This is a genomic window from Ideonella alba (assembly GCF_018069875.1).
Lineage (GTDB): Bacteria > Pseudomonadota > Gammaproteobacteria > Burkholderiales > Burkholderiaceae_C > Ideonella > Ideonella alba.
In genome coordinates this window covers 353,499-376,855 of sequence record NZ_JAGQDF010000004.1, presented here as the reverse complement: position 1 = coordinate 376,855, position 23,357 = coordinate 353,499, and the positions used below count along the sequence as shown (strand labels likewise).

The window sequence follows — 23,357 nt, the reverse complement described above, 5'->3', positions numbered from 1 at the left end:
CGGGCTGCCTGGCGCCGGCCTTGTTGGCGTGTCGGCAGCGTGTTGGGCTGCCGGGAGGCGCGAGATCAACCATCGTGTGGTGTGCCTCAGACGCCGAGCCGGACTATTTTGCAGAAAAACCGGTATCTTGTGTCTGTCGCATGCGTGTCAGAGGGCGCCGCTGCCGATCACAATCGATCCCACGCCAAGACGCCGCACGTTGTTGGGAGTGACGACGTTGAACCACTACACCGAGAGCATCGAACTGAGTGCCGAGTGGCTGCGCAAGGCCCTGCCCTTGATGTCGCGCCAGGCTGCCGCATTGCACCCCGTCAGCTATGCGGTCTGGTACGGCTACGTGGCCCAGCGCGATCCGGCGCTGCGCGCGGCGGTCGACGAGGCCCTGGCCCGTGACGGCCGCCTGGACGAGGCCACCACGCTGGCGCTCTACCAGCGTTTCGTCGCCGGCTTCGACGCCGACGCCGCCCGCCGCGTGGCCGACGGCATGCAGCACCTGCTGGCCGGCATGGCCGACAGCGCCCAGGCTGCCGGCGACTCCACCGCCCGCTATGGCGACGCCCTCGACCGGCTCAGCCAGGCCTTGTCCACCGAAACCGACCGCGCCAGCGACGCCGTCAGCGCGGTGATGGCCGACACCCAGCAGATGCGCCAGGCGCTGCAGACCCTGCAGGACCGGCTGGCCGCCAACCAGCGCGAGATCGACCAGCTGCGCGACGAGGTCCACCGCGCCCGCCGCGACGCGGTGGTGGACCCGCTGACCAACCTGGCCAACCGCCGCGGCTTCGACGAGGCGCTGGCGCAGTGCCTGTCGATTCCGGTCGGCCCGGCCACCGGCATCTGGCTGCTGGCGCTGGACATCGACCATTTCAAGCAGGTCAACGACACCTGGGGCCACGGCTTCGGCGACCAGGTGCTGCGCGCCGTGGCGCAACTGGTGCGCGCGCTGGCGCCGGCCGAGGCCACGGTGGCGCGCATCGGCGGCGAGGAGTTCGCGGTGCTGCTGCCCGCGGCCGAGCGGCCTCAGGCGCTGGCGCTGGCCGAACAGGTGCGCCAGCGCGTCAGCGCGGCGCGCATCAAGCGCCACGACAGCAACGAGACGCTGGCGCGGGTGACGCTGTCGGTGGGCCTGACCCGCTGGCAGGCCGGTGAATCGGCCCAGACCCTGGTCGAGCGCGCCGACCAGGCGCTCTACGCCTCCAAGCAGGCCGGCCGCGACCGCGTCACCGAGCTGCCGCCAGGCTGAGCTGGCGCCGGCGGCTCAGCCCTCGGCCAGCAGCGGCGCCAGGAAGCGCCCGGTGTGGCTGGCCGGCGCGGCGGCCACGGTCTCCGGCGTGCCCTCGGCCACCACCGTGCCACCGCCGGCGCCGCCCTCGGGGCCCATGTCGATCAGCCAGTCGGCGGTCTTGATCACGTCCAGGTTGTGCTCGATGACGACGATGGTGTTGCCGGCATCACGCAGCTGGTGCAGCACCTTGAGCAGCAGCTCGATATCGGCGAAGTGCAGGCCGGTGGTGGGCTCGTCCAGGATGTAGAGCGTGCGGCCGGTGTCGCGCTTGCTCAGCTCCAGCGCCAGCTTCACCCGCTGCGCCTCGCCGCCGGACAGCGTGGTGGCGCTCTGTCCCAGCGTGATGTAGCCCAGGCCCACGTCCAGCAGGGTCTGCAGCTTGCGGGCGATGGTGGGCACGGCGCTGAAGAAGCCGTGCGCCTCTTCCACCGTCATGTCCAGCACCTGCGCGATGTGGCGGCCCTTGTAGAGGATCTCCAGGGTCTCGCGGTTGTAACGCTGGCCGTGGCAGACGTCGCAGGGCACGTAGACATCCGGCAGGAAGTGCATCTCCACCTTGATCACGCCGTCGCCCTGGCAGGCCTCGCAGCGCCCGCCGCTGACATTGAAGCTGAAGCGCCCGGCACCATAGCCGCGCTCGCGCGCCGCCGGCACCTCGGCGAAGAGTTCGCGGATCGGCGTGAACAGGCCGGTGTAGGTGGCCGGGTTGGAGCGCGGCGTGCGGCCGATCGGGCTCTGGTCGACGTTGATCACCTTGTCGAAGGCCTCCAGACCTTCAATGGCGTCGTGCGCCTCGGGCTCGGCGTGGCTGCCGTAGAGCTTGCGCGCCACCGCGGCGTAGAGCGTGTCGTTGACCAGCGTGCTCTTGCCCGAGCCCGAGACGCCGGTGACGCAGGTCAGCAGCCCCACCGGGATCTCCACCGTCACGCCCTTGAGGTTGTTGCCGCGCGCGTTCACCACCCGCAGCGCCGGCACCGGCAGCTGGTCGTTGCGCGGCCGGCGCTCGCGCGGCGTGGCGATCTTCAGCACCCGGCCGAGGTAGCGCCCGGTCAGGGAATCGGGGTGCGCGGCCAGCTGCTCGGGCGTGCCGCTGGCGATGATGCGCCCGCCATGCACGCCGGCGCCCGGGCCGATGTCCACGCACCAGTCGGCGGCGCGGATCATGTCTTCATCGTGCTCCACCACCAGCACGCTGTTGCCCAGGTCGCGCAGGTGCTTGAGGGTGCCGATCAGGCGCTCGTTGTCGCGCTGATGCAGGCCGATGCTGGGTTCGTCCAGCACATACATCACGCCGGTCAGGCCCGAACCGATCTGGCTGGCCAGGCGGATGCGCTGGGCCTCGCCGCCGCTGAGCGTGTCGGCGCTGCGGTCCAGGCTCAGGTAGTTCAGGCCCACGTCGTTGAGGAACTTCAGCCGCGAGCGGATCTCGCGCACCACCTTGTCGGCGATCTCGGCCTTGGCGCCCTCCAGCTTCAGCGCGCCGAACCACTGCAGGGCCTCGGACAGCGTCAGGTGCTCGACCTCGTAGATCGGCCGGCCGCGCTCGGCCGCACTGCCGGGCAGGAAGACATGCCGCGCCTCGCGCTTCAGGCGCGTGCCGCCGCAGTGGGCGCAGGGCTTGGCGGCCTGGTAGCGCGCCAGGTCCTCGCGCACCGCGACCGAGTCGGTCTCGCGGTAGCGGCGCTCGAAGTTCGGGATCACGCCCTCGAAGGGGTGCGAGCGCTTGACGCTGCGCGTCTTGCCGTTCTTGCCCTCGGCCTCGTAGGTGAAGCTGATCTCTTCCTCGCCCGAGCCGTACAGGATGACCTGGCGCAGCGCCTCGGGCAGGGCCTCGAAAGGCTGGTCGATGTCCGCCTGGTAATGCGCGGCCACGCTCTCCAGCAGCGAGAAGGTGTAGCCGTTGCGCCGGTCCCAGCCCTTGATCGCGCCCGAGCCCAGGCTCAGCGACGGGAAGGCCACCACCCGCTCGGGGTCGAACACCGTCTGCACGCCCAGGCCGTCGCAGTGCGGGCAGGCGCCGGCCGGCGCGTTGAACGAAAAGAGGCGCGGCTCCAGCTCCGGCAGCGAATAGCTGCACACCGGGCAGCCATACTTCGACGAGAACAGGTGCTCCTGGCCGCTGTCCATCTCCAGCCCGATCGCCCGCCCGTCAGCGATGCGCAGGGCGGCCTCGAAGCTCTCGGCCAGGCGCTGCTTCATGCCCTCGCCGGATTTCAGCCGGTCGATGACGACGTCGATGTCGTGCTTCTCGTTCTTCTTGAGCGCCGGCACGTCCGCCGCGTCCAGCACCGCGCCGTCCACCCGGAAGCGCACATAGCCCTGGGCCTGCATGTCCTGGAACAGCTCGGCGAACTCGCCCTTGCGGTCGCGCACCACCGGCGCCAGCACCATCAGCCGGGTGCCCTCGGGCAGGGCCAGCACCGCGTCGACCATCTGGCTCACGCTCTGCGCCTGCAGCGGCAGGCCGTGGTCGGGGCAGAAGGGCGTGCCGGCGCGGGCGTAGAGCAGGCGCAGGTAGTCGTGGATCTCGGTCACCGTGCCCACGGTGGAGCGCGGGTTGTGGCTGGTGGCCTTCTGCTCGATGCTGATGGCAGGCGACAGGCCCTCGATCACGTCGACATCGGGCTTGTCCATCAGCTGCAGGAACTGCCGTGCATAGGCCGACAGGCTCTCCACGTAGCGGCGCTGGCCCTCGGCGTACAGCGTGTCGAAGGCCAGGCTGGACTTGCCCGAGCCCGACAGCCCGGTGATCACCACCAGCGCGTGCTTGGGCAGGTCGAGGTCGACGTTCTTCAGGTTGTGGGTGCGGGCGCCGCGCACCGAGATCAGGGCGCGGCCGGGGACGTGGGCGTGGTCGGACATGGCGGGAGCGGCCCGGCACGGCGCCGGGCGAAGGCAACCGGTCATGATAGTCGGCCCGCCCCGCCCGGTCACCCGTCGCTTTTTTGTGAATGCCTTGTCATCCGACGTCAACGATGCTGCGTTGCATCCTCGAGGCAGCCCCGCAAGCGCTGCCAGACAGGACCCACCATGCAGAAGTCAGCACACACTTACAAACCGGTTGCCCGCGTGCCGTTGGGGCGCTTTGATGCCGGTACCGACAAGGGCCAGAAGTTCGAACCCTTCTGGACGTCCGTCGGCCACAGCGAGAGCCGCACCCGCGCCCGCACCCAGAAGGCCGACCAGAAGCGCTGATGCAGCGCCTGAGCGTCAGTGAGTATTTACTGACGCCTGACTGGCCCAACCGCACTGCCCGATAGGGCAACAGGGCCTGTCGTCCACCGGGGCCCGGGCCCCCGGCATACTGGCCGGATGAGCCCCGCCTCCGTGATTCCCCTGAAGCACGCGCTGTTCAACCCGCAGGCCCAGGTCTGCGCCGACTGCGGCGTGCGGCGTTTTGCCCTCTTCGGCGTGCTGGACCATGCGGCGCTGGACAGCATCCACGTCCACATCGCCGACATCCGGCTGCAGCCCGGCCAGAGCCTCTATGCCGCCCAGGCAGTGGGCAGCGCCGCCTACACCGTGCGCGAGGGCATCGTCCGCCTGGAGCGCACCAGCGAGCGCGGCGAGCGCCGCATCCTGCGCCTGGCCGGCCGCTCCGACATGCTGGGCCTCGAAGCCATGCTGGGCCAGACCTACGCTGCCGACGCCGTGGCCTGCACCGAGGTCAGCGTCTGCCGCGTGCCACGCACCCTGGTCGACGAACTCTCGCGCGACCGCCCCGAGATCCTGGTCGACCTGATGAAGCGCTGGCAGCGCGCCCTGGACGACGCGGACGAGTGGCTCACCGAGCTGTGCTCCGGCCCGGCGCGCCACCGCATGCTGCGCCTGCTGCTCAAGCTCAGCGAGTACGCCGACGGCGGCAGCGTCTGGCTGCCCGCGCGCCTGGAGATGAGCGCGATGCTCGACATGACGATCGAGACCGCCAGCCGCCTGATCTCGCAGCTCAAGCGCGAGGGCGTGCTCGACGCCCCCGACCAGCGCCACGCCGTGATCCACATGGATGCGCTGCTCAAGGCGCTGCGCGAGGACAGCGCGGCGTCCTGAAGCCGTCACCTGGCCGGCGCAGAATCGGGCCCATGGACGACATCGCCGCCGACACCATCGAGAACCTGACCTTCGACGAGCTGCGCCTGGGCCAGCGCGCCCAGCTGGTGCGCACGCTCAGCATGGCCGACATCCAGGCCTTCGCGCTGGTCTCGGGCGACCACAACCCCGCCCACCTCGACCCCGAGTACGCCGAGGGCACGCGCTTCCACGGCGTCATCGCCCACGGCATGTGGGCCGGCGCGCTGATCTCCAGCGTGCTGGGCACCGAGTTCCCCGGGCCGGGCACCATCTACGTCGCGCAGGACCTGCGCTTTCACCGCCCGGTGCGGGTGGGCGACACGCTGACCGTCACCGTCACCGTCAACGCCAAGGACGAGGCCACGCGCGGCGTGAGCCTGGACTGCGAGGTGCACAACCAGGCCGGTGAGCAGGTGGTCACCGGCCGCGCCGAGGTGCGCGCGCCCGCCCACAAGGTCATCCGGCCGCGACCCGCGCTGCCGCGGCTGCACCTGTTCGACCCCGCCGCCCGGCTGCGCGAGTGGGTGCAGACCGTCTCCGGCGCCGCGCCGGTGCGCTGCGCCGTGGTCCACCCCTGCGACGAGCCCTCGCTGCGCGGTGCGCTGGACGCCGCCGACCAGGGTCTGATCGAGCCGGTGCTGGTGGGCCCGGCGCACCGCCTGCAATCGCTGGCCGGCAGCCTGGGCCTGGACCTGTCCCGCCACCGCCTGGTAGACGTGCCGCACAGCCACGCCGCCGCCGCCCAGGGCGCGGCCCTGGCCGCCAGCGGCGAGGTGGCGATGCTGATGAAGGGCAGCCTGCACACCGACGAGCTGATGCAGGCCGTGCTGGCCGAACCGAAGCTGCGCACCGGCCGGCGCATGTCGCATGTCTTCCGCTTCGACGTGCCGGCCTACCCCAAGCCGCTGCTGGTGACCGATGCGGCCATCAACATCGCCCCCACGCTGGAGGTCAAGGCCGACATCGTGCGCAACGCCATCACGCTGGCGCAGGCGCTGGGCGTGGCGCGGCCGCGCGTGGCCATCCTGTCGGCGGTGGAGACGGTGACGCCGCGGATCGCCTCCACGCTGGACGCCGCCGCACTGTGCAAGATGGCCGACCGCGGCCAGATCAGCGGTGCTGTGCTGGACGGTCCGCTGGCCTTCGACAACGCCATCTCGGCCGAGGCCGCGCGCATCAAGGGCATCAGCTCGCCGGTTTCGGGCCAGGCCGACATCCTGGTCGTGCCCGACCTGGAGGCCGGCAACATGCTGGCCAAGCAGCTCGAATACCTGGCCGGCGCCTCCAGCTGCGGCGTGGTGCTGGGCGCGCGCGTGCCGATCGCGCTGACCAGCCGCGCCGACGGGGCGGATTCGCGCGTCGCCTCGGCCGCGCTGGCGGCCCTGCTGGCGCGCCAGACGGCGCCGGAGGCGGCGGCATGAGCCCGCCGAGCCGCCTCAAGGGCGAATGCCGGAGTGCGGAGCACGAAGGTATTCCAGTGAGCCCGCCGAGCCGCCTCAAGGGCGAATGCCGGAGTGCGGAGCACGAAGGTACTCCAGTGAGCCCGCCGGGCCGCTCCCAAGCGCTCATCCCGGAGCACGCCGTGCGGAGGGTCGTCCAGTGACCGAGGCCGTGCTGGCCGTCAACGCCGGTTCCTCGTCGCTGAAGTTCGGCCTCTACCCGCGCCAGGGCGCGGCGCTGTGGACCGGCCAGATCGAGGGCCTGGAGGCCGCCGGCGAAGCCGCCTTCAGCGCGGCGCTGCAGCGCCTGCTGCACGACTGCACCCAGCGCGGCGCCCGGCTGCTGGCGGTGGCCCACCGCATCGTCCACGGCGGCGAGGCGTTCATCGCACCCTGCCGGCTGGACGCCGCCGCGCTGCAGCGCCTGCGCGCGCTGGCCCCGCTGGCGCCGCTGCACCAGCCGCACAACCTGGACGGCGTGGCCGCCTTCCTGCAGGCGCTGCCGCAGCTGCCGCAGGTGGGCTGCTTCGACACCGCCTTCCACGCCACGCTGCCGGCGGTCGAGCGGGCCCTGCCCACCGACCGCGCACTGGCCGCGCAGGGCCTGCGCCGCTACGGCTTTCACGGCCTGTCCTACCAGTACCTGGCGCAGACGCTGCCGCAGCACAGCGCGCGCGCCGGCGGCCGGGTGCTGCTGGCCCACCTGGGCAACGGCGCCAGCCTGTGCGCGCTGCGCGGCGGCCGCTCGGTGGCCACCACCATGGGCTTCTCGGCACTGGAAGGCCTGATGATGGGCACGCGCAGCGGCAGCCTCGACCCCGGCGTGCTGCTGCACCTGCTGCGCCAGGGCTGGAGCGCCGACGCGCTGGAAGACCTGCTCTACCGCCGCAGCGGCCTGAAAGGCGTGTCGGGCCTGAGCGCCGACATGCGCACCCTGCGCGCCAGCACCGAACCGGCCGCCGCCGAAGCCATCGCCCTGTTCACCCACCGCTGCCTGCGCGAGGCCGGCGCGCTGGCCGCGGTGCTGGGCGGGCTGGACGCGATCGCCTTCACCGGCGGCATCGGGGAGCATGACGCCGCGCTGCGCGCCGAGCTGGCCGCCGGCCTGGCCCACCTGGGCGTGCGGCTCGACCCCAGCACCAACAGCGCCGCCCGCGGCGACCGCGTGGCCGCCATCCATGCGGCGGACAGCGCAGTCGAGCTGTGGGTCGTGCCCACCGATGAAGGCCGCGTGGCGGCACAGGCGGCGTTCAGCCTGCTGGACGCCTGACGGAGCACCGATGAACACCGAACCCGAAGACAGCAACCCCAGCCCCCACCCGCACCTGGCCGAGGTGATTGACGCCTCGCGCCGCTCGGCGCTGCGCCACGGCGTGGCGCTGGCGGCGGCCGGCTGGGCCGCCCCGCTGGCCGCTGCCGCCACGCCGTCGCTGATCGGCTTCAAGCCGGTGCCGGTGTCGCGCACCGACACGGTCAGCGTGCCCGAGGGCTACACCACCCAGGTCATCGCCCCCTGGGGCGACCCGGTGGGCCTGGCCGGCGCAATGCCCGCCTTCCGCTGGGACGCCGGCAACAGCGCCGACGAGCAGGCCGCGCAGCTGGGCATGCACCACGACGGCCTGCACTTCTTCAGCCTGGACGGCAGCCGCAGCGGCCTGCTGGTGATGAACCACGAGTACGTCGATCCCGAACTGCTGTTCCCCGACGGCCGCGCCGGCTGGAACGCCGAGAAGGTCCGCAAGTCGCAGGCCGCGCACGGCGTGTCGGTGATCGAGGTGCGCGAGCAGGGTGGGCGCTGGGACGTGGTGCGGCCCTCGCGCCATGCCCGGCGCATCACCGCCAGCACGCCGATGGCGGTGGGCGGCCCGGCCGCCGGCCACCCGCTGCTGCGCACCGCCGCCGATCCCAAGGGCGAGCGCATCCTGGGCACGTTCAACAACTGCGCCAGCGGCATCACGCCCTGGGGCACCTACCTGACCTGCGAGGAAAACTTCATCGGCTACTTCCAGCCGCCACCCGAGCCCGACGCCCACCAGCGCCGCTGGGGCCTGCGGGCCGGCGAGCAGGCCTGGCTGGGCTGGCACCTGCACGACGAGCGCTTCGACGCCGGCCGCCACCCGAACGAGCCCAACCGCTTCGGCTGGGTGGTCGAGATCGACCCTTTCGACCCCGCCAGCACGCCGGTCAAGCGCACCGCACTGGGCCGCGCCGCGCACGAGGGCGCCACTACCGTGCGCACGCGCGACGGCCGGGCGGTGGTCTACATGGGCGAGGACGCCGCCAACGAGTACCTCTACCGCTTCGTCAGCCGCGACAAGATCCAGCCCGGCGGCGCCCGCGCCAACGCCACACTGCTGGACCACGGCACACTCAGCGTCGCCCGCTTCGATGCCGACGGCCGCGGCCGCTGGCTGCCGCTGGTGCACGGCCAGGGCCCCTTGACCGCGGCCAACGGCTTCGCCGACCAGGGCGAGGTGCTGGTCAAGGCCCGCCAGGCCAGCGACCTGCTGGGCGCCACCAAGATGGACCGCCCCGAATGGACCGCGGTCGACCATGACGGCTGGGTCTACAGCACGCTGACCAACCACAGCCGCCGCGGCACCGAAGGCCAGCCCGCGCCCGATGCCGCCAACCCGCGCGCGCGCAACACCATGGGCCAGATCATCCGCTGGAAGGAAGACGGCGACCATGACGGCGAGGCCTTCCGCTGGAACCACTTCGTGCTGGCCGGCGACCCCGCGGCCGAGCGCCCCGAGGCGCGCGGCAACATCCGCGGCGACGCCTTCGGCTGCCCCGACGGCCTGTGGGTCGACGGCCGCGGCCTGCTCTGGATCCAGACCGACATGAGCAGCAGCGTGATGGGCCGCGGCGAGCACGCCGGCCTGGGCAACAACGCCATGCTGGCCGCCGACCCGGCCAGCGGTGAGGTGCGCCGCTTCCTGGTCGGCCCGGTGGGCTGCGAGATCACCGGCGCCACCGGCACGCCCGATGGCCGCACGATGTTCATCAACATCCAGCACCCGGGCGAGGCACCCGGCGAGCGCAACGACCCGGCCCAGCCGCGCCGCTTCTCGAACTGGCCCGACCAGCGCCCCGACGGCCGGCCCCGGTCGGCCACGCTGGTGATCCGCCGCGCCGACGGCGGCCCCGTCGGCAGCTGACCTCGGTCAAGAAACCCGGCCGCTGGCGCGAACGGCGGCGGCGCGTCGCGCTCCAATCGTGACCATGGACACCCCCTCCACCCCTGACGCCAGCACCGATCCCGAGCAGGCTGCCCGCGCCGCCGCCCAGGCCCTCGACAGCCGCTTCCACGCCGCCGCCGCGCCGCTGTGGGGCGGGCTGTCGCCGATCTCGCTGGCCCTGGCCTTCACCGACTGGGCACTGCACCTGGCCACCCAGCCGGCGCAGGCCGCACGGCTGGCCGCCAGCGCCCAGCAGGCCGCGCTGCAGTGCTGGGGCCAGGCGCTGGGCGGCGCCCCGGACGACACCCGCGACCCGCGCTTTCGCCACCCCGCCTGGCAGCAATGGCCCTGGGCGCCGATGGTCCACGCCCAGCATGCCGCCGAACGCTGGTGGGCCGACGCCACCGCGCTGCGCGGCATGACCGCGCACCACCAGGAGATGACGCGCTTCCTGGCGCGCCAGTGGCTGGACATGCTCTCGCCCGCCAATGCCGGTCTGGCCCACCCCGAGGTGCTGCAGCGCACCGCTGAGCGCCTGGGCGGCAACCTGGTGGACGGCGCGCTCAACGCGCTCGACGCCTGGCGGCGCGACCAGGGCCTGGCGCCGCTGCGCCCGCCGGCGCAGGCCTACCGCCCCGGCGTGGAGGTGGCGGTCACCCCCGGCCGGGTGGTGCACCGCAACGCCCTGAGCGAGCTGATCCAGTACCTGCCGCTGACCGCCAATGTGCAGGCCGAGCCGGTCTTCATCGTCCCCTCGTGGATCATGAAGTACTACATCCTGGACCTGTCGCCGCACAACTCCATGGTGCGCTGGCTGGTGGAGCAGGGCCACACCGTCTACATCCTCAGCTGGCACAACCCCGACGAGTCCGACGCCCTGCTCGGCCTGGAGGACTACCTGGAGCAGGGCGTGCTGGACAACCTGGCCGCGATCGGCCGGCTGTGCGGCGGCCAGCCGGTGCATGCCGCCGGCTACTGCCTGGGCGGCACGCTGCTGTCGATCGCCGCGGCCGCGCTGGCGCGCCCGGGTGGCGTGGCCGGCGGTGCGGCGCTGCCGCCGCTGGCCAGCGTGTCGCTGCTGGCGGCCGAGACCGACTTCGCCGAACCCGGCGAGATGGGCGTGCTGATCGACGAATCGCAGGTCGCGCTGATCGAGGACATGATGGCCGAGCGCGGCTTCCTCAGCGGCCGCCAGATGGCCGGCAGCTTCGCCTACCTGCACTCGCGCGAGCTGGTGTGGTCGCAGCGCCTGCGCGCGCTGTGGCTGGGCGAGGCCGACGCGCCCAGCGACCTGATGGCCTGGAACGCCGACACCACCCGCATGCCGGCGGTGATGCACAGCGAGTACCTGCGCCGCTGCTACCTGCGCAACGAGCTGGCCGAGGGACGCTACCCGGTGCAGGGCCGGCCGGTCTCGCTGGGCGACATCCGCCAGCCGCTGTTCGTGGTGGGCACCGAGCAGGACCATGTGTCGCCCTGGAAGTCGGTCTACAAGATCCACCGCCTGGTCGATGGCGAGCTCAGCTTCGTGCTCACCAATGCCGGTCACAACGCCGGCATCGTCAGCGAGCCCGGCCACCCGCGGCGCCACCATGCGCTGCGCACACGCGCGCCCGGCGACCCCTGGGTGGATCCCGAGCACTGGGCCGACGGCGCCGAGCGCCGCGAGGGCTCCTGGTGGCCCACCTGGCAGGCCTGGCTGACGGCCCACGGCAGCGGCCGCCGCGTCAAGGCGCGCACGCCGCCGGTCGAATCGGTACTCTGCGACGCACCCGGCACTTATGTTCACGAGTGCCATGCCGATTGAGAAGGGCGTGAACCGGTCTTATTGCCGGCTCGTCTGAGCGGGGTCCGCCCCACAATTCACCCTCTTGACCGCCGCCACGGGCCCGCCGGCCTGTCCGGGCCCATGTCCAGCCATACCGCCCGCCACCGCCGAACGCCCCGCCCGCTGCCTGCGGTCTGCGGGCTGGCGGGCCTGGGCCTGTGGCTGGCCCTGCTGCCCGCCGCCCAGGCCGGCACCGACTGGCGCGCCGTGGCCGACCCGATCATCCAGCGCATCGCCAACGAGAACGGCCTGCCCAACAGCCTGGGGCCCACCGCGATCGAGCAGGACGCCAGCGGCCAGCTCTGGATCGGCACCCAGAACGGCCTGGTGCGCTGGGACGGCCAGCGCATGAGCGCCTACCGCGCCGCCCCCGGCCGGCCCGGCGCGCTGCCCGATGCCTTCGTCCAGCGCCTGTTCCGCGACCGCCAGGGCCGCCTGTGGGCCGGCACGATGTCGGCCGGCCTGGTGCGCTTCCGGCCCGACAGCGACGATTTCGAGCACTTCCCCGCCGCCGCCGACGGCCTGCCCCACCCCAGCGTCAGCGCCCTGGCCGACGCCCCCGGGCAGCGCCTGTGGGTGGGCGGCGACGGCGGCCTGGTGCGCCTGGACCCGCCCACCCGCCGCGTCGAGCGCGTGGCCCTGGTCCACGAGGGGGCCACGTCGCTGCGCATCACCGCCCTGGTGAACGCCCGCGACGGCCGCCTGTGGGTAGGCACCGACCACGGTCTGTGGTGCTCCGACCCGCAACAGCGGCAGTTCGAGCGCGTGGCCGGCGTGCCCGACGCCATCGTCCGCAGCCTGTTCGAGGACCGCAGCGGCCGCCTCTGGCTGGGCCTGCGCACCGGCACCCGCGTGTGGGACCCGGCCCAGCAGCGGCTGCTGACCGTGCGCGAGCGCGACGGCGCCACCCCGCAGCCCTACCGCGCCGAGACCGTGGACATCACCCAGGCCGCCACCGGTGACATCTGGCTGGCCAGCAAGACCCGCGGCCTGCTGCGGGTGGATCCGCAGACCCTGGTCGGCCAGCCGGTGCGCCATGACCCGCTGCAACCCAACGGCCTGGACAGCGACGCAATGTGGCTGGTCTGGACCGACCGCGACGGCCTGCTGTGGATCGGCAGCGACCGCAGCCTGATGCGCCATGACCCCGTCGCCGCCCGCCAGGTGGCCACGCTCTACGGCCGCACCGGCCGCACCGGTGGCTCCCGTGGCCTGTCGCATGACAGCGCCGACGCGGTGCTGGCGCTGCCCGACGGCCGGGTCTGGGTGGGTAGCCCGCTGGGCATCGAGGAACTGGACCCGGTGCTCGGCCGCGTGCGCCAGCTGCGCGCCCAGCCGGGCACGCCGGCGCAGCGGCTGCCCGAGGGCGCGGTCTATGCGCTGGTGCGCCACGCCGGCCACGTCTACATCGGCAGCGAGCATGGCCTGTACCGCACCACCGAGCGGCTGGACCGCGTGGAGCGCGTGGCGGTGCCCGGGCGCCCGGCCACCGCCACCGTGTGGTCGCTGCACAGCGAGCCCGGCACGCTGTGGATCGGGGCCGCCGACGGCCTGTGGCGCCTGGACGAGCGCGGCACCGGCGGGGTCGTCCACACCGAGCTGACCGACCGCCGGGTCGAGATGATCGCCCCGGCCGGCGACGGCCGCCTGTGGCTGGGCACCCGCTCGGGCCTGGCGCTGCTGGACCCGGCCACCGGCCGGCTCGGCGCCTTCCCCTCGCCGCAGGCCCAGGGTCCGGCGCTCAAGGGCCTGATCGTCAACGCCCTGCTCACCGACACCCGCGGCCGCCTGTGGCTGGGCACCGGCGGGGCCGGCGTCTACGTGGTGGAGCGGCCGCTGCAGCCCGACGCCCGGGTGCAGGTGGTCGGCGAGGACCAGGGGCTGCAGGACCTGAACATCGCCCAGATGCTGGCCGACGAGCAGGGCCGCGTCTGGGTCAGCACCGACGACGGCCTCGCCTGGATCGACCCCGACACCCTGCAGGCCGTGCCCCAGCGCCTGGCCGACGGCGTGGGCGTGGCCACCTACTGGGCCAAGTCCGGCACCCGCGCGCCCGACGGCACGCTGTTCTTCGGCGGCGTCGGCGGCCTCACCGCCATCGACCCCGCCCGCTGGCAGGCCTGGCGCCACGACCCCGCGGTGGTGATCAGCGAGCTGCGCGTGGACGGCAAGCCGCTGCCGCGCGCCCAGTGGGCCACGGCCGTGCGCCAGGGCCGGCTGGAGCTGCCGGTGGGCACCCGCGGCCTGGCGGTGGAGTTCTCGGCGCTGGACTACTCGGCGCCCGAGCTGCTGCGCTACGGCCACCGCCTGGACGGCGTGGACGGCGACTGGGTCAGCACCGAATCGCGCCACCGCTGGGCCACCTACACCAACCTCTCGCCCGGCCGCCATGCGCTGCGGGTGCGCGCCACCAACCGCAACGGCGCCTGGAGCAGCCAGCCGCTGCAGCTGGAAGTGGTGATCCCCGCGGCCTGGCACCAGACCCCGGCCTTCCGCGCGCTGCTGGGCCTGATGGGCCTGGGCGCGCTGTTCGCGCTGGTGCAGGCGCGCACCGCCTGGCTGCGCCGCCGCCAGGCCGCGCTGGAGCAGCTGGTGGAGGAACGCACCGCCGCGCTGCGCGACAGCCAGGCCCGGCTGGAGCAGATGGCCTTCACCGATGCGCTGACCGGCCTGGCCAACCGCCGCCTGTTCGGCGAGCGCTTCGACCAGCTCGAACGCCTGGCCCGCCGCCAGGGCCAGGGCTTTGCACTGCTGGTGGTCGACCTGGACCACTTCAAGCAGGTCAACGACCAGCTGGGCCACGCCGCCGGTGATGCGCTGCTGGTGGAGGTGGCGCGCCGCCTGCAGGCCCAGGTGCGTGCCAGCGACAGCGTGGCCCGCATGGGGGGCGATGAGTTCGCCGTGCTGTTGGCCTGGCCGGCCGACCCCGCGCAGGTGCAGGCCAGCTGCGAGCGCCTGCTGGCCGCCTTCGCCGAGCCCATGGTCCACGCTGGCCGGCCGCTGCACAGCAGCCCCAGCATCGGCGCGGCGCTGTACCCGCGCCATGGCCGCACCCAGGACGAACTGACCGCCGCCGCCGATGCCGCCCTCTACGAGGCCAAGGCCGGCGGCCGCAACACCTGGCGCCTGGCGTCCACGGACCCGGTCGATCCGGCGCCGCCGGTGGCCCGCAGCGCGGCGCGCAGCGCCCGGCGCAGCCCGGTGGCCTGAGCGGCGCCGCGCGACCGCGCGCGCAACGGTGTTGTCGAGGTGTCCGCCGCCCTGGGCGGACCGCGGTCAGCGCAGACTGACCAGCACCGCCGCCGCGTGGCAGCCGCAGCCCGCCAGCACGCACAGGTGCCAGGCCAGGTGGCCCCAGCGCCAGCGCTTGTCCAGCAGGTAGAACACCGTGCCCACCGAGTAGGCCAGCGCGCCGCCCACCACCAGCAGCAGCGGCCAGGGCGGCAGGGTCGCCAGCACCGGCCGCAGCGCGGCCACCACCACCCAGCCGAAACCCACGTACAGCGCGGTGCTCAGCAGCTTGCCGCGCAGCCGGTCCAGCATCTTGGCGGCCATGCCCAGCGTGGCCAGCACCCACACCGCGCCAAACACCAGCCAGCCATCGCCGCCCGGCACATCGCGCAGCGCAAACGGCGTGTAGCTGCCGGCCATGAACAGGTAGATCGCCGCGTGGTCGGCGCGCCGCAGCGCGCGGCGCCACGGGCCGTCGGCGCAGGCATGGAACAGCGCCGAGGCGGCAAAGCACAGGCCCATCGTCACGCCGAACACCCACAGCCCGATGCGCTGGTGCGCGCGCGCCAGCGCCAGCAGCGGCGCCGCCAGGTCACTGGCCAGCATGGCCAGCACCAGCACGGCCGCCAGCAGCCCCAGCGCATGGCTGGCGGCATTGGCGTGTTCTTCGCGGGCGGTGTGCGGGCGGGGCAGCGGCGGCATGTCGGGCTCCGGCGACGGGCTGATGAGCCGGTATCGGAAGCCTCGCGCCGGAACTTCAGCGGCACATTCCCGCAACTGCGGGGGTTCACTCCCTCATTTGGAGGACAAGCCTCAGCTCGCCGGGTCGTCGGTCAGGCACAGGCGGTTGCGGCCGGCCTGCTTGGCGCGGTAGAGCGCCGCATCGGCGCGCAGCAGCAGCGCGTCCAGGCTGTCGCCCGGGCCGCGCCAGCGCGCCCCGCCCAGGCTGGCGCTGGTGCCCAGCGTGGTGCCATCGGCCAGCGGCAGCCGGATCGCCGCGATCGCCTCGCACAGGCGCTGGCCCAGCGCCGGCAGCTCATCGCCGGTGTGCGCCCCCAGGCCCACGACGAACTCCTCGCCGCCCCAGCGCGCCACGCGGTCGCCGTCGCGCACGCGCTCGCACAGCGTGCGGGCCACCGCGCGCAGCAGGGCGTCGCCCGCGGCGTGGCCGTGCTGGTCGTTGACCTGCTTGAAGTGGTCCAGGTCCAGGATCAGCAAGGCCGGCGTGGTGCCGCGCTGCGCCGCCTGGGCCAGGTCGTGCTGGAACAGCTCGGTGAAGCGGCCGCGGTGGAGCAGTTGGGTCAGCGGATCGGTGCCGGCGACCTCCCGCAGGGCCGCGTGGGCGGCATCCAGGGCATAGGTCAGCGACAGGATCGGCCAGGCCGTCAGCGGCGCGATCAGCATGGGTGCCAGCGTGGCCGGCAACCAGACCGCGGGCGCCCATTCATGGCCCATCGCGACCACCACGATCAGCGCCGTCAGCGCCAGCGAGGCCGCCGTGGCCACCGCGGTGATGACCAGCACCCGCAGCCAGTGGCGGCGGCGCGGCAGGGAGTCGACGGGGGGGTACTGCATGGGCGCGCGTCGGCGGACAACACCTTGTCGTCCCCCGCGCCGCCGACTTGAGCCCGCGGCGGCCGACTCAACCTGCGTCCAGCACCCGCAGGATCTGCCGCCCGTAGGCTTCCAGCTTCTTGGCACCGACGCCGCTGATGCCCGCCAGGTCGTCCAGCGTACCGGGGTGCTCGGCGGCCATCTGGGCCAGTGTGGCGTCGTTGAAGACGATATAGGCCGGCAGATTGTGCTCCTTGGCCACCTCGGCGCGCCAGGCCTTCAGCGCCGCGAAGCGCGCCTGGCCGTCCACATCCAGCGAGGCCGCCATCGACGGCAGCTTGCGCGGGCTGGCGGTGCTGCCCTTGCCGCGACTGCGGCTGCGCGGCGTGGGCTCGCGCGGCTCGCGCAGCTCGATGGCCACCTCGCCGCGCAGCACCGCGCGGGCTGAATCAGCCAGCGCCAGCGTGTGGTACTCGCCTTCGGTGGTGACATGGCCCAGCGCGATCAGCTGGCGGATCACGCCGCGCCACTGCGGCTCGCTCAGGTCGCGGCCGATGCCCCAGGTGGACAGGCCTTCGTGGCCGCGGGCGCGGGTTTTGTCGGTGGACTGGCCGCGCAGCACGTCGATCAGGTGGCCCGAGCCGAAGCCGAAGCCCGAGTGCTGGTGGCAGCGGTAGATGCACGACAGCGCCTTGCGCGCGGCCTCGGTGGCGTCCCAACGGGCGGGCGGCTGCAGGCAGTTGTCGCAGTTCATGCAGCGCCAGCCGGCGGGGCGCTCCTCGCCAAAGTACTGCAGCAGGCGCACGCGGCGGCAGTCCAGGCTTTCGCACAGCGCCAGCAGCGCATCCAGTTTGCCGCGCTGCAGGTGCTTGAACTCGTCGCCCGCGGTGCTCTCGTCGATCATGCGGCGCTGGTTGACCACGTCGGCCAGGCCGTAGGCCATCCAGGCGTCGGCGGGTTCGCCATCGCGGCCACCGCGGCCGGTCTCCTGGTAGTAGCCCTCGATGTTCTTGGGCAGGTCCAGGTGGGCCACGAAGCGCACATCGGGCTTGTCGATGCCCATGCCGAAGGCCACCGTGGCCACCATCACCAGGCCCTCCTCGCGCAGGAAGCGGTCCTGGTGGCGGCGGCGCATCTCGGCCTCCAGGCCGGCGTGGTAGGGCAGCGCGGGGATGCCCTCGGCGCTCAGCCACTCGGCGGTTTCCTCCACCTTCTTGCGGCTCTGGCAGTAGACGATGCCGGCGTCGCCCACGTGTTCGTCGCGCAGCCAGCGCAGCAGCTGCAGGCGGGCGTTGTCCTTTTCGACGATGGTGTAACGGATGTTCGGCCGGTCAAAGCTGCTGACAAAGGCCTGCGCGCCCTGCAGCGACAGGCGCTCGACGATGTCGGCCCGCGTGTGCGTGTCGGCGGTGGCGGTGAGCGCCAGGCGCGGCACGCCGGCAAAGCGCTCGGCCAGAACGCCCAGCTGCAGGTACTCCTCGCGGAAATCATGGCCCCACTGGCTGACGCAGTGCGCCTCGTCGATCGCGAACAGGCCCAGCTGGCCGCGCTCGTGCAGCGAATCCAGCATCGCCAGAAAGCGCGGGTGGGTGATGCGCTCGGGCGCGGCGTACAGCAGCACCAGCCGGCCTGAGAGCAGTTCGCGCTCCACATGCTGCACGCCGGCTGAGTCGAGCGAGCTGTTCAGGAAGGCGGCGTGCACGCCGGCCTCTTCCAGCGCGCCCACCTGGTCGTGCATCAGCGCGATCAGCGGGCTGACCACCACGGTCACACCCTGGCCGGCGCGGTGGCGGGCGATGGCCGGCACCTGGTAGCACAGGCTCTTGCCGCCGCCGGTGGGCATCAGCACCAGCGCGTCGCCGCCGGCAATCACATGGTCGACGATCTCGGCCTGGTGGCCGCGGAAGGCGCTGTAGCCGAAGACCTCGTGCAGGATCGACAGGGCAGGGGAAGGCGTGGCGTTCGGCATCAAGGGCGAGATGGTAGCTGGCGCACCGCCTCGCTATGCTGGTGTACCCCCATCAGGAGGATCCATGACCGACAACGCCCAACGCCTGCGCCAGGCGCTGATCCGCAACATCGACGAGGCCCTGGCCGACCCGGCGCAGGCCGAAGACTTCGCGCGCCCGCCGCTGTACGCCGGCCGCGGCGCCGTGCTGGCCCGCGGCACCGCGGCGCGCCAGCTGGGCTGCTCGGTGGACGTGGTGCCGCCCGGCCAGCAGATCTGCCCCTACCACCTGCACCATGCGCAAGAGGAGATGTTCATCGTGCTGGAAGGCAGCGGCACGCTGCGCGTGGCGGGTGAGCGGCTGGCGATCAAGGCGGGCGACGTGATGTTCCTGCCCGCCGGCCCCGAGTACCCGCACCACATCCTCAACACCTCGGACGCGCCGCTCAAGTACCTGTCGATCAGCACCCGCCAATACCCCGAGCTGTGCGAGTACCCCGACTCCGGCAAGACCATGGCCTGGACGCCCACCACCCGGGTGGTGCAGCGCCAGGGTGAGGCGCTGGACTACTGGGACGGCGAGCCCTGATCAGTACACCGCGCGACCGTTGCCATCGCTGCGCGGCACGCAGCGCCCGGCCAGGCACTGCGCGCCCGGGTCCATCAGCGCCCGGCAGTCGGACACCAGGCCGCGCTGCTCCACCTGGGCGCGCATGGCTTCGCGCTGGGCCTGGGCCAGAACCAGGATGCGCGCCTGCTGTCCGCCCAGCAGCGAATACGCCCGGTACGACGACGGCCCGCCGCAGGCCCGGTGGCCCAGCGGCACGGTGCGGCAATCGGCATCGGCGCGGCAGGCCGCGTCGCCAATCGCCTGGTCCAGCGCCTGGCCCAGGCCCGGCAGATCGGCCGGCACATTGGCGGCCGGCGGCGTGGCGGGCGGCGTGGCCGCCTGGCAGGCGCCCAGCGCCAACGTCAGGCTCAGCAGCCAGGGGGTGAGCAGACGGTTCATCGGGGCCTCCGGTGGGGGCGCACCCGCACCCCCTTGCTGGGGAATGGTACGCCCGGGCCCTTGCGGCACAATCAAGGGTCTATCGCCAACGGCGCCTGCCGGTCTGGCCCACCGTCTTCCCTGGAGCGCCCCATGGCCTCGATCAACAAAGTCATCCTCATCGGCAACCTGGGCCGTGACCCAGAAGTGCGCTACACCCCCAGCGGCGCCGCCGTCTGCAACCTGCGCCTGGCCACCACCCGCAACTGGAAGAGCCGCGACACCGGCGAGCGCCAGGAAGAGACCGAATGGCACTCGGTCGTGCTGTACGACCGCCAGGCCGAAGTGGCCGGCGAATACCTGAAGAAGGGCCGCCCCGTCTACATCGAAGGCCGCCTGAAGACCCGCAAGTGGCAGGACAAGGACGGCAACGACCGCTACACCACCGAAATCGTCGCCGAGACCATGCAGCTGCTGGGCGGCCGTGAAGGCGGTGGCGGCGGCGGTGGTGGCGACGACGAAGGCGGCGGCTACAGCCGCGAGCCGGCCGCCCGCCCCGCGCCCGCTCCCCGCTCGGCCCCGGCACCGCGCCCGGCGCCCAAGTCGAGCACGGGGTTTGATGACATGGATGACGATATTCCGTTCTGAGGGTTCTTCTCAGAACTGGCCCAAGGAGGCCCCAGGTGCTTGGCGCTTGGGGCTTTTTTGTTGGCAGACGGCTGGCTCGGACTGACCGTGTTTGGTCGGGGTGGGCTCGACGGACAGTAGCTATCGATCTGTTGCTGCCTCTGGTCCAAACGCGATGAGCGACAGCAAGGTGCGGAAAGCCGATGTGCAAGATTATGGTGACGGCCGGCACACGCGCACACTTTTTCTTTAATGGGTCCTACAAGCGTTCTGTCATCTTCCTCGAGCTTCTTGATGATTTACCCGAGGCGAGTGCGAGCCGCCGGTGATAGCGACAGCGAGCCGATGCTGGGCAATAACCTATCGACCCCTTAGTTAGGGTCGTAAACGTCCTCCTCGGCTCCACTTTGGCTGCGGGCAATTCCTATGAGTGGCCGTGTGTCTTCAAAGACTTTGTCGTCCGTGAGCTGTGCGATGCTCAGCCCGCCTGAAGCTTTCGGCAGCCGACGCGCGAACTGCTGAGTAGCGTTGGGTAACATATTCAGCCTCAGAGGAGGCAGAAAGATGTCTAAGAGACTCGCCAGTTTCGTGGTTTCGGGTGACGCTGTGAAGGTGGTCGTGGCAGAGGTGCCGACGGATAAGAACGACCCCATTTCGGTCGATTACGACCAGACCTGGAGCCTGCAATCCGGCCCAAGAGAGCCGGCGCTGCACGTTCTGCATCAGCGGTGCGCCAGCTTTCTGAAGGAACAGCAAATCAAATCGGTGGTGGTGAAGGCAAGTGCCGCGCCTCAATCGAAGGCGACGCTGTCACTTCTACACAGCGCGGAGGTCCGCGGAGTTGTCATCGCGGCAGCCGCTTCCGTTGCAAGCGTCCAGTCGCTGGCCAAGGGTGTCATTAGCCGCAAGTACGGCGACCGGAATGTCGACGAGTATCTCGAGGACGAGGGCTTTTGGACGTCGAAAACCACTGGTGCAGCGCTGCGTAAGGGGAGCAGGGAGGCTGCGATGCTAATCATTGCCGCAAGGGAGCTCTGATGGTCATCGTTCCGCCTTTGCAGCTCCTGGGCAAGCTGGGTGCAGGTGCGTTCGGCGAGGTTTTCGAAGGCCTTGATGGCGTTCACGGCCAGGTGGCCGTAAAGGTGATGTCGAGGTCAGCTACCGAGACCGCGGTGGAGTGGAACAAGCGCAAGGCCGGTCTGCTGGCGGAGGCTCAAAGGCTCTCCGCCGCGGAGCACCGCAATGTCGTGCGCGTTCACAGCATCTCCGAAACCCCTTGCGGGAACAACATCCATTTGTGTATGGCGTTCTGCGCCGGAGGCTCGCTCCAGAGCGCCTATGAGCGAGGACCGATGACGCTGGCAGAAGCGCGCAAGATTGCCACCGAAGTGGCGCTCGGCCTGGATGCGCTTCACGCCCGAGGCATGCTCCATCGCGACATCAAGCCAGGCAACATTCTGTTGGACGGAAACGGCGTCGCCTTGCTTAGTGACTTCGGCTTGGTGACAGACCGCCTGTTGCACGGCTACGGCTCAGCGGCCGGCTACAAGGATCACATCGCTTTCGAAGTTTGGTCGACCTGGCTGACAAGCGCAAAGTCCGACATCTGGGCGCTTGGAATGACGCTGTATCGCCTGCTGCACGGCCAGCAGTGGTACGACGCGGACCCCGCGCCTCGGGCGACCGTTCCCGCTGGCGGTTACGCCAACACGCTGCGTTGGCTGCCGCACGTGCCCAGCGGATGGCGGCGAATGATTCGCAAGGCGCTTAATGATGACACCACTCTGCGCTTCCAGTCCGCACAGCAGCTTCTCAACGCATTGTCGTCACTTGAGACGCCGGCGTGGCAGGTCGAGGTTAAGGCCAACTCTGTCCGATGGGAGCTCACCACCGGAAAGCGCCTGAAGGTGGTCGAATGGTCGTGGCAGTCACCTCGAAAGCACCGATGGACCGCATGGTCAGAACCGCTAGGGTCGACTGGTAGAAGGAAGACGTTGGGCGGCTCCTCCGCCCTTCAGGGAGCTCGGCAGACAATCAAAGAACTCGAGGAGTTCTTCGAGGGCTGTTAGCCACGACGCAACTGTCTAGGAAGCAGATGCGAGTCCAGCGGCTGCTGCATTGCTGGCGGCGGGCCACCGAACGCCACGAACGCCGCTGCGCGACGCTCCTCTGCACATGCATCGCAATACGAGTGGCGGGCAGACACGCCTTCAGCAGGCAGCCATGACTGCCTACAGAACCGGCACCTCGTAGCGGCCACATCTAGCATCGTCGATTTCTTAGGCATGCGGCGTCACTTTCCCCGGACATAAGCGGCCCCGTGACTGTTTATACGTACAGTGTAGGGGTGGGGCAGCATCCTCGCAATAAGTGTGGCTACCTAGACGTCTATGCAGTTGCTCATGGGCAAACGAAAGGCCTAGGTGTGAGGAGTCAAGAGGTTCTTTCGTGATCTCTTGATTCGGGACATCGGTGGTTGGCAGCCGATTTCGTGATGAGGGCTGTGCCAGTTGTAGAAGTGATTCCAGGCCCGCATGCGTCGAACGTCCGCTGGCCGCTGCCGCCGACATTTTGCTGGGGAGCGTCGAATGACTCTTAAAAGCCTCATGCATAAGTCCGATGAACATCGGCTTCCTGCGCCTTGCAGCCGCTCGCTTTGAGGGGTCGACCGACTGGAGATGGCCGATAGCCGCCGCCAAGCACAGCAAAGGCACCGCCCTCACGCCGGTCATCGCCGCAGCGAGATCTTCTCTGCCGCGTCCACGTCACCCTGCACCTTCCCCAGCGCGCCGATGGAGATCGAATGCAGGTTCGTCTTGGTGGCTTTCCGGCCCTTGATCAGTTCTCGCACGATCGATCCCGGGCCATTGAAGATTTCCTCGAGGCGTCCGTCAGGGTGGATCTTCACGGCCAGGTAGTAGTCGGGGGTGTGGTCCACCGGGAACGTCACGTTGGCCTTCATCGTGGCCTTGATCTGGACGTGCTTGCCGTCGGGCGTCTTTGCGTCGTAGTGCTTCTGCAGACCCTCCAGCAGCGTCAGGTCGTACACCTGCTCCACCAGGACCTCGCCCAGGTCGCCGACCAACCGGCCGTCCAGGGTGAAGGCCTTGTGTGGAAAGGCAGTGTGCAGTCGCTGGACGATGCCGAGCAGTTGCTTCACGGCCTCTGGAATGGTGATCGGGTCGGACGACAGGCTCATCATGGGCC

Annotated in this window: 18 protein-coding genes; 12 read left to right on the top strand and 6 right to left on the bottom strand. The window is 71.2% G+C overall.

Going from position 1 to position 23,357, the window contains the following annotated elements:
• The first annotated feature begins 217 nt into the window (after positions 1-217).
• Entirely contained in the window at positions 218-1,243 is a 1,026-nt protein-coding gene (locus tag KAK07_RS09160) for a GGDEF domain-containing protein (protein WP_210856350.1), read from the top strand.
• A 15-nt stretch (positions 1,244-1,258) separates the two neighbouring features.
• Here the strand turns inward: KAK07_RS09160 and uvrA are convergent, their stop codons facing one another.
• Entirely contained in the window at positions 1,259-4,147 is a 2,889-nt protein-coding gene (gene uvrA, locus KAK07_RS09155) for an excinuclease ABC subunit UvrA (RefSeq protein WP_247664291.1), read from the bottom strand.
• Between the two features lie 168 nt (positions 4,148-4,315).
• On the opposite strand from uvrA, the gene KAK07_RS09150 reads away from it, so the two are divergent.
• The 7 genes from KAK07_RS09150 to KAK07_RS09120 all read left to right on the top strand — a co-directional run bounded on the left by KAK07_RS09150 (position 4,316) and on the right by KAK07_RS09120 (position 15,012).
• A complete protein-coding gene (locus KAK07_RS09150; RefSeq protein WP_210856352.1) occupies positions 4,316-4,480 on the top strand; it encodes a hypothetical protein in 165 nt (54 codons plus the stop codon).
• A 117-nt stretch (positions 4,481-4,597) separates the two neighbouring features.
• Positions 4,598-5,332 (top strand): Crp/Fnr family transcriptional regulator, encoded by a 735-nt coding sequence (locus KAK07_RS09145; protein ID WP_210856353.1) that lies wholly within the window; start codon positions 4,598-4,600, stop codon positions 5,330-5,332.
• Positions 5,333-5,364: 32 nt separating this feature from the next.
• The gene (locus tag KAK07_RS09140; RefSeq protein WP_210860361.1) at positions 5,365-6,774 is read left to right on the top strand and encodes a bifunctional enoyl-CoA hydratase/phosphate acetyltransferase; all 1,410 of its coding nucleotides are present in this window, start codon (positions 5,365-5,367) and stop codon (positions 6,772-6,774) included.
• Between the two features lie 178 nt (positions 6,775-6,952).
• Entirely contained in the window at positions 6,953-8,062 is a 1,110-nt protein-coding gene (locus KAK07_RS09135; protein ID WP_210856355.1) for an acetate/propionate family kinase, read from the top strand.
• Positions 8,063-8,072: 10 nt separating this feature from the next.
• A complete protein-coding gene (locus KAK07_RS09130; RefSeq protein WP_210860356.1) occupies positions 8,073-9,953 on the top strand; it encodes a PhoX family protein in 1,881 nt (626 codons plus the stop codon).
• A 64-nt stretch (positions 9,954-10,017) separates the two neighbouring features.
• Positions 10,018-11,781, top strand: a complete 1,764-nt coding sequence (locus tag KAK07_RS09125) for a PHA/PHB synthase family protein (protein ID WP_210860354.1) — start codon at positions 10,018-10,020, stop codon at positions 11,779-11,781.
• Between the two features lie 102 nt (positions 11,782-11,883).
• A complete protein-coding gene (locus tag KAK07_RS09120) occupies positions 11,884-15,012 on the top strand; it encodes a ligand-binding sensor domain-containing diguanylate cyclase (protein ID WP_210860352.1) in 3,129 nt (1,042 codons plus the stop codon).
• A gap of 66 nt (positions 15,013-15,078) precedes the next feature.
• Here the strand turns inward: KAK07_RS09120 and trhA are convergent, their stop codons facing one another.
• The 3 genes from trhA to recQ all read right to left on the bottom strand — a co-directional run bounded on the left by trhA (position 15,079) and on the right by recQ (position 18,556).
• A complete protein-coding gene (gene trhA, locus KAK07_RS09115) occupies positions 15,079-15,735 on the bottom strand; it encodes a PAQR family membrane homeostasis protein TrhA (RefSeq protein WP_210856359.1) in 657 nt (218 codons plus the stop codon).
• A gap of 111 nt (positions 15,736-15,846) precedes the next feature.
• Positions 15,847-16,608 (bottom strand): GGDEF domain-containing protein, encoded by a 762-nt coding sequence (locus KAK07_RS09110; protein ID WP_210860342.1) that lies wholly within the window; start codon positions 16,606-16,608, stop codon positions 15,847-15,849.
• 67 nt (positions 16,609-16,675) lie between these two features.
• Positions 16,676-18,556 carry a DNA helicase RecQ gene (recQ, locus tag KAK07_RS09105; RefSeq protein WP_210860341.1) on the bottom strand — a complete coding sequence of 627 codons (1,881 nt, stop codon included), beginning with the start codon at positions 18,554-18,556 and terminating at the stop codon, positions 16,676-16,678.
• Between the two features lie 64 nt (positions 18,557-18,620).
• On the opposite strand from recQ, the gene KAK07_RS09100 reads away from it, so the two are divergent.
• Complete coding sequence (locus KAK07_RS09100; RefSeq protein ID WP_210860340.1) at positions 18,621-19,124, top strand: cupin domain-containing protein; 504 nt, start codon at positions 18,621-18,623, stop codon at positions 19,122-19,124.
• Here KAK07_RS09100 and KAK07_RS09095 read toward each other — a convergent pair whose 3' ends face one another.
• On the bottom strand, positions 19,125-19,544 hold the full coding sequence (locus KAK07_RS09095) for a hypothetical protein (RefSeq protein ID WP_210860339.1): 420 nt from the start codon (positions 19,542-19,544) through the stop codon (positions 19,125-19,127). It lies immediately after the preceding gene.
• 132 nt (positions 19,545-19,676) lie between these two features.
• On the opposite strand from KAK07_RS09095, the gene KAK07_RS09090 reads away from it, so the two are divergent.
• The 3 genes from KAK07_RS09090 to KAK07_RS09080 all read left to right on the top strand — a co-directional run bounded on the left by KAK07_RS09090 (position 19,677) and on the right by KAK07_RS09080 (position 22,219).
• Positions 19,677-20,171: a single-stranded DNA-binding protein gene (locus KAK07_RS09090; RefSeq protein WP_210803263.1), complete on the top strand. Its 495-nt coding sequence runs from the start codon at positions 19,677-19,679 to the stop codon at positions 20,169-20,171.
• A gap of 543 nt (positions 20,172-20,714) precedes the next feature.
• Entirely contained in the window at positions 20,715-21,188 is a 474-nt protein-coding gene (locus KAK07_RS09085) for a hypothetical protein (protein WP_210860338.1), read from the top strand.
• The gene (locus tag KAK07_RS09080) at positions 21,188-22,219 is read left to right on the top strand and encodes a serine/threonine-protein kinase (protein ID WP_210860337.1); all 1,032 of its coding nucleotides are present in this window, start codon (positions 21,188-21,190) and stop codon (positions 22,217-22,219) included. The genes KAK07_RS09085 and KAK07_RS09080 overlap by 1 nt, the downstream gene beginning before the upstream one ends.
• A gap of 659 nt (positions 22,220-22,878) precedes the next feature.
• On the opposite strand, the gene KAK07_RS09075 is transcribed toward KAK07_RS09080, so the two are convergent.
• Positions 22,879-23,352: a DUF6998 domain-containing protein gene (locus tag KAK07_RS09075; RefSeq protein WP_210860336.1), complete on the bottom strand. Its 474-nt coding sequence runs from the start codon at positions 23,350-23,352 to the stop codon at positions 22,879-22,881.
• Positions 23,353-23,357 lie beyond the last annotated feature (5 nt).